This window comes from Bacillota bacterium (genome assembly GCA_012727955.1).
GTDB lineage: Bacteria > Bacillota > Limnochordia > DTU087 > JAAYGB01 > JAAYGB01.
This window is the reverse complement of sequence record JAAYGB010000047.1, coordinates 1-12,307: the sequence shown is the minus strand read 5'-3', so window position 1 is coordinate 12,307 and position 12,307 is coordinate 1. Positions and strand designations below refer to the sequence as shown.

Here is a 12,307-nt window from a genome sequence, read left to right as displayed (position 1 = left end):
CGGTGGTCGGCTCACACCTGCCGCCGACTCTCTGAGGGCACCGGACTTCCATCTATTCCCCTGCATCGGATTTGCGTCTATTATATGGCATTATAACCTAATTGTCTACCGTTTACCCGGCGAGTTTTTGCCTCGGTCTCAAGGCATCCGGAAACATGTCGGACCAACGCATCGGTGTAGACCGAGTATCGTCGACATTGAACACAAACACCAGGAAAGCTACAAACCGCAAAAGACCGGAAAGAAACAACACCCAGTACATCCCGATGTGCTCCGCCAACACTCCTCCGATCACTGGGCTGATAGCGGCACTGATTCCCGCCATCGTGTTGTACACGCCCACATAGGTGGAGCGGCTGGCATCGGGAGTCAACTCCAGGATCAAGTTGAAGGCCGCTAGGTTATACCCACTCCAGCCAAACTGGCCAATAAAACTAGCAATAAACCCTAACTGAGGGATGGGTATCGCCAACCATATCCACGGCAATGCCGCAGCGGGGATTCCAGCGAATTTCATCACGTTCTTAGGTCCGAAGCGATCGGCTAACCGTCCCCAGTACTTCTGAAAGAGGATACCGGCCACCAACCCAGCAGAGCTGGCGATACTCCATTGCGCCGGGGTACCACCGAGGTTCTCGGCAAAGTGAACGGCTACCATGGGACCGCCGAGGGAAACGGAGAATTGCCAGAAGATCGAGGTGAAACAATACTTCCGGAAATTAGCGTGTTGTGAAAAGGCATCCAGAGCTCTGTTCCACTTCTGCCTAAGGGTTAGTTTTGGTTCTGCCGGCTCTTCAGTTTCTGCTGCTTCCTCAGCTATCCTTGCCTTTTTTGGCCCCGGTTCCTGAACGGGAATCCGGGCAAAGAAGTAAATAGCAAGTACCCCGGTGAGAAAGGCTAGGAAAAAGGACCGTTGATATCCTCCCGGGAAACCATAGGTTCGGATAATCCACCCCGCCAACAGGGTACCGGCAAACCCCGTCATCCCTGAGAGAATGTTGCGAGTGGAGAAAAAGGCACCCCGTGACTCCACCGGGCTGATATCAGCCATGATCGATGTCCAAGCCGGCACTCCCAGGCTGTTGACAAAGCCCCGCATTGCCACAAGAAAAATGAACAGACCTATCAGATTAAACTCACTGCCAAACAAGAAGGGAATAAACACCGTCGCCAAAAGACACAACCGGGCTCCAATCGCCGACCATACCGTCAATATCTTCCGACGGCCCAAGCGTTCAGTAAGCATCGCGGCCGGGATCTGAGCAATATTGCCTAACAAACTAGGTAATGAACTTAACAGACCAATCTGAGCCTTCGTCGCACCCAATTCCAGCGCAAACAGGGACAGGAAGGGTCCAAAGAGGTTTTCACTCATGTTGGCTGCCATTCCGTCCCAGATGCTGTAGCGCATCGCCCTTTGCATCTGTGACCATTTGCCCCGACGTCGCTTCGTCACAACCCCACCACCATCGTCCTCGCGAGGGTCTCGCTGTGTCATCTGTCATTCCCCCGAAAAAATGGTTCTAAGTTTATCATACCTGTTTTGAAGGGCAAAGTCTAAAGGATATAAGCAGTTTCGCGGTTAATATACGATGAAGTAATGTTGATGCTTTTGTGATAAATCAAATACAAGAAGTCATGGACTTCTGCCAGAGTCTTGAGCTTGCAATATCGCTGCAAGCTCTACCAGATTTTAGGGGAAAATACCAAGGTAGATGAACTGTCCTAAGTGATGGTCAGAGCTTGAGACTTGGTGGATCCACGAGATGGTGCAGGCAAAGGTATCTGCCATGGAGTAAACTACAATTACTGCCAATTTCCTGGGATTCAGATGGATGGCAGTACAAGAAGAAGAGAATTGCTTGAATCCAAAGGAAGGGAGGAAACGAGTCGCATTCCTCCCACGACGACAGTCGTGGGCCTCTTTAGGGATGTCTCGTGATGAAAATGGAGCTTTCATTGTGGCAACAGTTTCGGACTGGGTTAGGGGTTTTCGTCAATCAACTACCGCAGATCATCGCGATCGTTGTCTTTGTCGGAGCCCTCAACTACCTGCTGACCGCGTTAGTGCAAAGGCTAAGTCGGTGGGGCAAAATCGAACCAAAGGTTTTGTCTATGCTTCTGTCGGCCGGCAAGTTCGTCGCCTGGGTGCTAGGAGTTGCTGCCGTTCTCAATACACTGGGGCTGACTCAGCTTTCCTTGGCTCTAGGTGGTTCCATCGCCCTCATCGGCGCCGCCTTGGCCACAGGGCTAAATACTGTTCCCCAGGATCTCTTGGCCGGAGTATTTCTCATTAGCGATGACGAACTGACCATCGGCAAACGCATCAAAGCAGGTAACATCGAAGGGCGTTTGGTGGAGCTGAATATCCGGAAGACCCGGGTACGAGACGATAACGGTAATTTACATACCATCCCCAACCGTACCGTTGACTCTGGAATCTATACAATCTACCAAGAGGATGATTCCCAGTAAAGATACAGGGGATCAAAGGGCGACGCAAAGGGTCGGACTTTGATCCCCTGTTCTGCTTTTCCAAATCAAGACGTTGATATGAACCTGCCGCCCTCATCGTCTATCGGACCTAGCGGTCTGGCTGCGCAACCGGCTAACCACATCTTTAGTGTACCGCGGTCTTTGGCTCGACACCGCAGCGGCGGCACAGCTGAGCGAATTTCTCGTCGACATCCCTTTGGATGGCCTCCAAGACTTCGGAGTGGTCTCCCCGAAAGAGATGCTTAAACCGCCCCTGCTGTTTCAACCAATCGGCTACCGGCAGCGGTTTTCGCGGCTGGAAGGTCAGCTTCCATTCCCCATTCTCCACTTCATACAACGGCCAGAAATTTGACTGGACTCCACCGTCAACGGCATCGATGGCATCCTCTGGGGGAATGGCCCATCCCAATCGACAGGAGGTAAGGACGTTGAGAAAGGCCGGTCCCTCCACGGTAAAGGCCTTCTCCGCCTTTCTGACCAGATCGTTCCAATGACTGATGGCTGCCTGGGCTACGTAGGGAATGTTATGGGCCGCCATAATCGCGGTCAAGTCCTTCCGAGACTGAGGTTTTCCCGTGGACTGGGTTCCCGCGGGTGTCGTGGAGGTATTGGTCCCCAAGGGGGTAGCACTGGATCGCTGCACTCCGGTGTTCATATAGGCGTTATTGTCATAGCAGACATAGACCATGTTATGGCCCCGTTCCATCGCTCCCGACAGGGACTGCAAGCCGATGTCATAGGTACCGCCATCGCCGCCAAAGGCAATGAACTTGATTTCCTTATCGATCTTGCCCTGCTTTTTTAGACTGCGATAGGCAGTTTCCACCCCACTGATGGTTGCCGCTACGTTTTCAAAGGCATTGTGAATGAAGTTGGGCTTCCAAGCAGTGTAGGGATAGACGGTGGTAGTCACCTCCATACAGCCTGTGGCGCAGCCCACCACTACCGGTGTATCCACTTGGGAAAGAATCATCTTAATGGCAATGGGAAAGCCACACCCAGAGCAAGCCCGGTGGCCTCCGGTGATGAGCACTTCTTTCTTCGCCAAATCCTTTAATGTCGCCATGTTTGTCACCTCCTGTTAGTCCCGAACTCCCAGGAACCGATAGGGATCCTGGACTTGCCCCGATTGGGCCGCATCCTGAAGGTCCTGATACACCGACGCGATCATCTCTGGCGTGATGTCCCGACCTCCAAGGCCGTAGATATAGTTGAGCATCAGGGGACGGTGGGGTGCGGCATACAAGGCAGCCCGTGCTTCGGTAAACAGCGGGCCTCCCTGTCCCGAGAAGCTTTCCGCCCGGTCCATCACCGCGAGGGCTTTGAGATTGGCTACGGCATTGGTTAGCTCCTGTACCGGGAAGGGCCGGAAAACCCTGAGCTTGATGACCCCAGCCTTGACTCCCTGCTCCCGCAGCTGATTGACCACATACTTGGCAGTTCCTGCAGTGGACCCGATGACCAAAATGGCCACCTCCGCGTCCTCCATACGGTATTCCTCCAAGAACCCGTAATGGCGACCACTTAAGTCAGCGTATTCCTTGGCCACTTCGGCGATCACGTTCCTGGCTATCTTCACCGCCTCGGCCTGCTGCCGCTTGTGTTCAAAATAGAAGTCCTGCAGGTCCAAGGGTCCCCAGGTGCTGGGGTTGTCCACATCCAACAGGGCATGCTCCAGGTGGTACTCTCCGATGAACTCCCGGACCTGGGCGTCTTTTAGTAACTCGACGTTTTCCATTCCGTGGCTGGTAATAAAGCCATCCATCATCACCATCACCGGCAGGCGGGTATCGGCATGCTCGGCGATGCGCACCGCCTGGATGAGATTGTCGTACATTTCCTGGGCCGTCTCGCTGTACAGCTGCAGCCAGCCGGAATCCCGGGCTCCCATGGTGTCGCTGTGATCACAGTGAATGTTAATCGGCCCACTCAAAGCCCGATTGACTACGGGCATTACGATGGGCAGTCGCATTCCCGAGGCGATGTACAAGACCTCCCACATGAAGGCCAACCCATTGGCCGATGTTGCGGTCATCGCCCGGGCGCCCGCGGCTGCTGCGCCCACGGTGGCGCTCAGGGCGCTGTGTTCGCTCTCTACCGGGACGAATTCCGTCGGGATCAACCCATCGGCCACAAACGTCGAGAAGATCTGAACGATCTCCGTCTGTGGGGTGATCGGATAGGCGGCTACCACGTCGGGGCAGATTTGTCGCATCGCCTGGGCTGCGGCCTCGTTGCCCGTTAATGCCACCATTTTTGTTTCCATTTGCACCGCCATCAGCCATCCTCCTTTGGTCTCGGCTCATCTTCCTGTATTACTTCATCCTCCTGTTTCATTGCCTCATCATCGACAAACTTGTCCTCGGGATGCATCTCAATAGCATGGACCTTAGTGGGGCAGACGTTGGCACAGATCCCGCACCCCTTACAGAATTTGTAGTCCATCCCTTGGATCTTGCCGTCCTCACTGATCACTGCCATGTCGGGGCAGTAGACCCAGCACCGATGGCAGTGGATGCACTTTTCCGCACTCCAAATCGGGCGAAGAGTTCTCCAGTCTCCGGTGGCAAAACGCTGCGCGGTACCTCCTTCAGGGATGACACCCCCTCGGGGAAGGTCCCGCCATCCCGCGCCGGGACCGATGTTAATCGCTTCATGACTGGACTTCATGTGTTTGGTCTGGCTGGTATTCTCTATCCTCATCCTCCCGACACCTCCGCGTGGGCCCTACGAATTGCCCGTAGGTTACCCTCGATTACCTCAGGTCGATCGCGGAACTTCCTCTCTAACTTCCCGGTGATATCCTCAATGAGCGCCTCTAGCTCCAGCCCTTTGCTGACCTTGGCCAGCGCTCCCAACATGGGAGTATTGGGAATAGGTCGGCCAATCTCCGCTTCAGATATGGCACTGGCATCAACGACAAACAGCCGCAGGTCCCGATCCCCCAGCTGCATCCGCTCCCACATTTCATCCCGAGAGTGGGAAGTGTTCAGGACAATGGTCCCTCCCGGTGGGATACCGGCGGTGAAATCCACGGAACCGATAAAGGTCGAGTCCAGCACCATCACGTACTGGGGACTAACGACACTGCTGTGCAGCAGGATGGGCTCATCACTGATGCGGTTGTAGGACACCACGGGAGCACCCATCCGCTCCGGCCCATACTCGGGAAAGGCCTGAATGTATTTCCCGGCAGCGGCAGCCGCCTCAGCCAAAAGGATGGCAGCGGTTTTGGCTCCCTGACCACCGCGACCGTGCCAGCGAATCTCCAGCATTTCTGCCATCAGCCATCGCCTCCTTCAACTTCCTGTTACTCTTGGCTAATATGCCCCATGGGTTGCCAGATTACTCGATGACAAACAAAGGGAGGCCCCATCTACCCGCCGTCCTAGACGGGCAAATGGGGCCTTAGGTCCTCGCTTACTGGTTTAGAATTTATAGATGGGAAATCTGGCCGTGAGTTCTCGGCGACGCTGGGAGATCTGTGCCCGTTGCCCTTCAGCCTTACCGGAGCGTAGGGTCTGCGCAATCAACTCGGCGATCTCCTCCATTTCCCGTTCCTTCATCCCCCGGGTGGTTACCGCCGGAGTGCCGAGACGGATTCCACTGGTGACTACAGGGCTTTCGGTATCAAAGGGAATGGTGTTCTTGTTGACGGTGATGCCCACCTGGTCCAGGGCAGATTCCGCCTCTTTCCCCGTCAGTCCCACTGCCTTAACATCCACCAGCATCAGGTGGGTATCGGTACCGCCGGACACCAAGCGGAAGCCTTTCTCCATCAGGCTGGCGGCCAGCTGCTTGGCATTGGCAACGATTTGCCTTTGGTAATCGGCAAACTCCGGGGCCATCGCCTCCTTCAAGGCCACGGCCTTGGCGGCAATGACATGCATCAAAGGACCACCCTGGGTTCCCGGAAAGACGGCTTTATCGATGGCCTTAGCCAGCTCCTCCTTGGCCAGGATCATCCCGCCCCGGGGTCCCCTTAAGGTCTTGTGGGTGGTGGTGGTAACCACATCGGCATAGGGCACCGGATTGGGATGGATTCCCGCGGCCACTAATCCCGCGATGTGGGCCATATCCACCATCAAATAGGCCCCTACTTCGTCGGCAATCTCCTTCAGCGGGGCAAAGTCTATCTTCCTGGGATAGGCGCTGGCCCCGGCGACGATCAGCTTGGGGCGGTGCTTTTTAGCCTGGTCTCTGACCTGATCATAATCCAGGGTTTCCGTGGATGGATCTACACCATAGTGAAAGAAGTGGTACCACTTCCCGGACATGTTTACCGGGCTGCCGTGGGTTAAGTGACCACCATGGGACAGGCTCATGCCCAGGACCCTGTCTCCTGGCTCTAATAGCGCCTGGTACACTGCCATGTTGGCCTGGGCGCCGGAATGGGGCTGCACATTGGCGTGCTCTGCTTGAAATAGCTCCTTGGCCCGGTCAATGGCGAGAGTTTCAACGGTATCAACGTGCTCACAACCGCCGTAATACCGCCGGCCGGGATACCCTTCGGCATATTTGTTAGTTAGGACGGAACCGGTAGCTGCCATTACCGCCCGAGAGACAAAATTCTCGGAAGCGATGAGTTCAATGTTGTCTTCCTGGCGCTGCAGTTCACTGATTATTGCTTCTGCGACTTCTGGATCTATCTGCTTCAACTCTTCGTACATGCAGACACCTCCCAACATGATTCTGACTCCCCCCACATAGAGATGAGATGGATCGACACTGAGACAACGGGTCCACACCGAAAATCTCGGGAAAAGGCGGGAAGACCATGGGTGACGAAAGCAGAACTGTCTTTCAGATGGCGGTGATGCGGATGATCGCAGGCTCCATCGAGATCACCGCAGCACTGCTAATGCTCCGGTTTGGCCGAGTCGCTACTGCTTTGCGCATCAACGGTGTCTTGGGAATGATTGGTCCCGTAATTCTGATGACCGTTAGTGCCCTAGGTATTTTGGGAATGTCCTATCAAGTGTCGCCGAGGAAACTCATTCTCCTGGTGATGGGAGTCTGCTTCATTTTTCTAGGTACCCGTTAACCTCTAGCTTACTCCTCTTTCTCCCGTAAATACAGTTGCGGCTGAGAGGATTAGCCTTCTCAGCCGCAACCAAATGAAACCTATTGCACAGGCAAAGAACTACGGATAGATCCGATTCAGCAAGCGTGGGAATGGAATCGCCTCTCTGAGGTGGGACAGGCCGCAAATCCAAGCCACAACCCGCTCCAGGCCCAGTCCAAAACCGGAGTGGGGTACGCTTCCGTAGCGGCGCAAGTCCAGATACCAGCGGTAGTCCTCCTCCGGCAGCTGATGCTCCCGGATCCGCTGGGCCATCAGCTCAAGGCTGGCAATCCTTTGGCTGCCCCCGATGATTTCGCCGTAACCCTCCGGTGCCAGCAAGTCGTTACACAACACTACTTCCGGCCGCTCAGGATCCGGCTCCATGTAGAAGGCCTTCACCTTGGTGGGATACTTCTCAACAATCAGCGGTCGATCGAAGGATTCCGCCAAGGCAGTCTCATGGGGAGCACCAAAGTCCTCACCCCACTCGATGGCCAGATCCTTTTCCTTCAGGATCTCCAGGGCTTCGTCGTAGGTGATCCGCGGGAAGGGAGCCTGGACATTTTCGAGGCGAGAAATGTCTCGCTCCAACAGTTCCAGTTCCGCTCTGCGTTCTGTCAGTACCGCCTGCACGATGTAGGTAATGAAATCTTCCTGCAGACGCATGTTGTCCTCATGGGTCGCGTAGGCAACTTCCGGCTCAATCATCCAGAACTCCATTAAGTGCCGACGAGTCTTGGACTTTTCCGCGCGGAAGGTAGGTCCAAAGCTGTATACCTTGCCAAAGGCCATGGCTGCTGCTTCCATATACAGCTGTCCACTTTGAGTTAAATAGGCCTTGTCTTCGAAATAATCGGTTTCAAAGAGGGTCGTGGTTCCCTCGCAAGCTGCCGGAGTTAGAATGGGGGGATCGACCAGGAGGAAGTTCCGTTCGGTAAAGAACCGATGGATCGCCTGGATGATGGTTCCCCGCACCCGCATCACGGCATGCTGCCGCTGGGAGCGAAGCCACAGGTGTCTGTGGTCCATTAAGAACTCCACACCATGTTCCTTAGGGGTAATGGGATACTCCTCAGAGAGCTGTACCGTCTCTAGATCCGTCAGCCCCAGCTCATATCCCCCCGGTGCCCGATCGTCGGCCCGCACCGTTCCCTTGACAATAATCGATGACTCCTGGGTTAAACGATCGGCCTCCGCAAAGACCTCCGGCGATACATCATTTTTGAATACTACCGCCTGGACGATGCCGGTACCGTCCCGCACCATGAGAAACTGCAGTTTACCACTGGATCGCTTGTTATATAACCATCCTTTGATGACAACTTCTTGACCTACGTGTTGACCCAGGTCTTCTATATACACTTGGTCCATAGTCTTGGGCAAGCCCAAGGGCTGCCCTGCCACCTCCTGTTGCCAATGCTACGTGCCATAACACCATCTAAGGTGTCCACAATTTCGAGGTTTGTTTCGGTTCCCGAGGAGTAGGTTCCGATATCGACTCCCCGTCGTCACCAACAGAACCAATTCCCAGGGCCTGACTAAGGATCTCCTGCACCTGTTGAATTAGCGCGCCCAAAGCCTGCTCCGCCTCGAGGAACTCCCGAACGTAGGGATTAAAACTGATGTTGTGCAGCATGGTCTGCAACTCATTGATCTCCTGTTCTGTGGGTTCCTGGCCCTGCAGCTGCTTCTGGTAGAGCAGCAGCTGTTTGGCATTAAAGTCCCGAAGCATGATCTTGGCAGCCTCTCGGCTGCTAATCTCTTCCCTAGCCCTTTCCAGCCGGACCCATTCATCGCTTTCCTTCAGTGCCTTGGCTAGTTCATGGGCTTTGGCGATAACCGACAATTGACTCACCTCGTTATACATTGAACCGAAAAGTCATAATATCTGCGTCCTTTACCTTGTAATCTTTCCCTTCTAGACGCAGTAAACCCTTCTCCTTCAGCGCCGCCATGGAACCATGCTCAATGAAGTCAGCGTAGGAGCAAACTTCTGCGCGAATAAAGCCCCGGGCAATGTCAGAGTGAATCTTGCCACCGGCCTCCTGGGCAGTGGCACCGTCCCGTACAGTCCAAGCTCGAACTTCATCTTGACCCACTGTGAAGAAAGAGATTAGACCCAGATGGCTGTAGGCGGTGCGCGCTAGGCGAGCGATTCCCGTTTCCTTGAGTCCATACTCCTCCATAAACAGGTCCCGGTCCGCCTCGTCGAGCTGACTAATTTCCAGCTCCACCTGGGCAGAGACCTCAATTAGAGGAAGGGCATGATCCCGGCACCACTCTTGTACCTGGCTTTGGTTGGGATACTCACCGCTCTGAAGCTGATCCTCGTCGAGGTTAACGACAATAATCATCGGCTTGCGGGTGAAAAAGGTGTACCCCGCCATCAGCTTTTCTTCATCCTCGCTGAGGTCCACGGTGCTCAAGGGGCGGCCCTCTTCCAAGGCCTCCATACAGCGTCGCAGGATCGGCTCCTCTTTAGCTAGATTGGGGTTTTTGACCCGTTCCTTAGCGAGCTTCTCCAGTCTAGTCTCAACAAAACCCCAATCGGTCAACAACAACTCATTATGGATTAGCTCCAGATCCCGCAGGGGATCAATGCTTCCTGCAACGTGGGGGACAACATCGGAGGCAAAGCCCCTAACTACATGAACGAGGCAGTCAACGTTACGGATATCATTGAGGAAATCCCCGGTCCGACGTTCTCCCTGAGTTGAAGGTTGCAATCCAGCCACATCGATAAAGCGGATTGTGGCGTATGTAGTCTTCTTGGGTTGGAAAACAGCAGACAACCGATCAATCCGGGGATCGGGAACCCTTCCCATGCCCATATTCGCCTGTCCCCGACCGCCGCCATATCCGGCGTCCGCCTTACCTCCGGTCAGAAGATTGAAAAAAGAAGTCTTGCCTACACCGGAAAGACCAATAATTCCTATGTCCACTCATTCAAGCTCCTTCCTGGCAACAACATAATGCAAACAAATCCTTTTGCATTATATCATTTCCCGAAGGTGCAGGCATCTCACTATTGGCTGTCGGCCTCCAATTTTTCCTCGGTAGTGCGCACCGGCAGCTTCACCACAACGCTGAGCCCCAAATCCTCTTCGTAAACCGCGATACTTCCCTGATAACGATCAACGATCCATTGGCAAAAGAGAATCCGGGAAGTGGCACTGAGCTGGCCATCCTCTGGCCGAATTGATCTAGGCTCCCCGTCGTGATGATCAAGATCAACGATCCCACGGACCAGCAGAATAACTTTGCCGCCGAGATAGCCAGTTCGCAGAACCAAAGAACCTCCCCGCCCGATGGCCTCCAGGATACCCCGACACAGATGAAGGACTAATTGCATCATCTCTTCTCTGTCCAGGCTCATATCCGGTAACGGGTGAACATCCAGCATCACCTTGCACTCACCCTCGGTGGCATTGACCTGGATGTAGGGTTGCAGTTCCTCTACAATCCCGTTGAGATTAACCCGCCGACACTCCTTCGGTGACTCCCCGGCCAGGTCAAGAAACCTGTCCACCACCGTACTGGTTCGGTCTAATTCCCGAATGGCATTTTCTATTTCTTCCCGGGCCGGCCAGTCCCGTCTGTACAAAAGCAGCTGCAAAAAGCCTCGAATCGAAGACAGGGGATTTCTCATCTCGTGACCGATGACCGTTGCCATTTCACCAACCAAACGAACCCGCTCTAAGTAGCTGGTTTGTCCCACCCACTGCAGCTCATCGGTGATATCTCGGCCCACTAAATAGGCAATTCCTTCTTCACTGATGGCCGACAGACTCCAGTAGAAGGAGCGATAATCACTGTCCTTACGCCGCAGTCTCAAACGCACCCCTTTAACAGACTGCCCCTTCCGCAACAGAGATAACTGCTCCTCAAGCAATTCTCGATCCTTGGGATCGATAAGCTCCTGCAGGGATGTACCCTGTAACTCTTCGCAGGAATATCCCAAGGCTCTGCTGAAAGCGGGGTTAAAACAAATAAACCTACCCAGCTGTACATCAATCACGCCGCTTAGTGCCGAGACATCCGACTGCAGCTCACAGGGAGCTGTCTCCCTCATTCTCCTAGCCGTTACATCTCGTTGGACTAACAGCAGCCACTGAGGCTGTCTCCCACAGACCGCCAAGGGCACCAGCATCCAGTCGTAATATCGCACCGACTGGCCATCTTTACCTGCATTGACCCGATAAACCAAGGGATAATCGTACCCGCGATAGGCCTCGTTACTTGCAACCACTTGCTCGAAGATGTTGAGTTCCATCGGCGAGCCAAAGAGATCGAAAAAGTGTCTTCCCACTAAGTGCCCACGACTTACATCGAGAATTTGAGCATAGAGCTCACTGACATATAAGAAGTTGTAGTCTAAGTCCAAAATCGCGACGCCGCATCGCAATTTGTGGAAGAACCTACAAACAAGACTAAAAATGCTGTCGCTCGCACCTATCAGCTCGATGAACTCCTTAAACCCCTCATCACTCTGGCATTTATTGGACCTACCGGTCACGCATACTCCTCCTTACTAACTGTAACTGACACCTCCAAATGCTCTCAGCTAGTAATCATTCAAGCAAGACAGGCACCCTCCTGCACAGATCCACAAGAACCGCCAAATTACAACGTTATAAACCAAGAACAACAAAAAGCCCTCTAGTGATCCTATCGAATCAATAGAAGGCTTTCTGAAAAGGTATTCGGCAACGTGCTACTCTCCCACCGGGTCACCCCGGAAGTACC

General features: G+C 54.0%; 12 protein-coding genes. 2 read left to right on the top strand and 10 right to left on the bottom strand.

The window, feature by feature from the left end; genetic code table 11:
- Positions 1 to 112 precede the first annotated feature (112 nt).
- Positions 113 to 1,498 (bottom strand): MFS transporter, encoded by a 1,386-nt coding sequence (locus GX030_08260; protein NLV92370.1) that lies wholly within the window; start codon positions 1,496 to 1,498, stop codon positions 113 to 115.
- 443 nt (positions 1,499 to 1,941) lie between these two features.
- Here GX030_08260 and GX030_08255 point away from each other — a divergent pair, with 443 nt between their 5' ends.
- Positions 1,942 to 2,475 carry a mechanosensitive ion channel gene (locus GX030_08255; protein NLV92369.1) on the top strand — a complete coding sequence of 178 codons (534 nt, stop codon included), beginning with the start codon at positions 1,942 to 1,944 and terminating at the stop codon, positions 2,473 to 2,475.
- 145 nt (positions 2,476 to 2,620) lie between these two features.
- Here GX030_08255 and GX030_08250 read toward each other — a convergent pair whose 3' ends face one another.
- The 5 genes from GX030_08250 to GX030_08230 all read right to left on the bottom strand — a co-directional run bounded on the left by GX030_08250 (position 2,621) and on the right by GX030_08230 (position 7,166).
- On the bottom strand, positions 2,621 to 3,562 hold the full coding sequence (locus tag GX030_08250; GenBank protein ID NLV92368.1) for a pyruvate ferredoxin oxidoreductase: 942 nt from the start codon (positions 3,560 to 3,562) through the stop codon (positions 2,621 to 2,623).
- 15 nt (positions 3,563 to 3,577) lie between these two features.
- Positions 3,578 to 4,762, bottom strand: a complete 1,185-nt coding sequence (gene porA / locus GX030_08245) for a pyruvate ferredoxin oxidoreductase (protein NLV92367.1) — start codon at positions 4,760 to 4,762, stop codon at positions 3,578 to 3,580.
- A gap of 11 nt (positions 4,763 to 4,773) precedes the next feature.
- On the bottom strand, positions 4,774 to 5,166 hold the full coding sequence (locus tag GX030_08240; GenBank protein NLV92366.1) for a 4Fe-4S binding protein: 393 nt from the start codon (positions 5,164 to 5,166) through the stop codon (positions 4,774 to 4,776).
- A gap of 29 nt (positions 5,167 to 5,195) precedes the next feature.
- The gene (locus tag GX030_08235) at positions 5,196 to 5,780 is read right to left on the bottom strand and encodes a pyruvate synthase (GenBank protein ID NLV92365.1); all 585 of its coding nucleotides are present in this window, start codon (positions 5,778 to 5,780) and stop codon (positions 5,196 to 5,198) included.
- Positions 5,781 to 5,924: 144 nt separating this feature from the next.
- Positions 5,925 to 7,166 (bottom strand): serine hydroxymethyltransferase, encoded by a 1,242-nt coding sequence (locus tag GX030_08230; GenBank protein NLV92364.1) that lies wholly within the window; start codon positions 7,164 to 7,166, stop codon positions 5,925 to 5,927.
- A 107-nt stretch (positions 7,167 to 7,273) separates the two neighbouring features.
- On the opposite strand from GX030_08230, the gene GX030_08225 reads away from it, so the two are divergent.
- On the top strand, positions 7,274 to 7,540 hold the full coding sequence (locus GX030_08225) for a YqhV family protein (GenBank protein NLV92363.1): 267 nt from the start codon (positions 7,274 to 7,276) through the stop codon (positions 7,538 to 7,540).
- A 99-nt stretch (positions 7,541 to 7,639) separates the two neighbouring features.
- On the opposite strand, the gene asnS is transcribed toward GX030_08225, so the two are convergent.
- The 4 genes from asnS to GX030_08205 all read right to left on the bottom strand — a co-directional run bounded on the left by asnS (position 7,640) and on the right by GX030_08205 (position 12,077).
- Positions 7,640 to 8,932, bottom strand: coding sequence for an asparagine--tRNA ligase (asnS, locus tag GX030_08220; protein NLV92362.1), 1,293 nt, complete (start codon positions 8,930 to 8,932; stop codon positions 7,640 to 7,642).
- 67 nt (positions 8,933 to 8,999) lie between these two features.
- A complete protein-coding gene (locus tag GX030_08215; protein NLV92361.1) occupies positions 9,000 to 9,407 on the bottom strand; it encodes a YlbF family regulator in 408 nt (135 codons plus the stop codon).
- Positions 9,408 to 9,420: 13 nt separating this feature from the next.
- On the bottom strand, positions 9,421 to 10,503 hold the full coding sequence (ychF, locus tag GX030_08210) for a redox-regulated ATPase YchF (GenBank protein ID NLV92360.1): 1,083 nt from the start codon (positions 10,501 to 10,503) through the stop codon (positions 9,421 to 9,423).
- A gap of 83 nt (positions 10,504 to 10,586) precedes the next feature.
- Entirely contained in the window at positions 10,587 to 12,077 is a 1,491-nt protein-coding gene (locus GX030_08205) for a PAS domain S-box protein (GenBank protein ID NLV92359.1), read from the bottom strand.
- Positions 12,078 to 12,307: the final 230 nt, after the last annotated feature.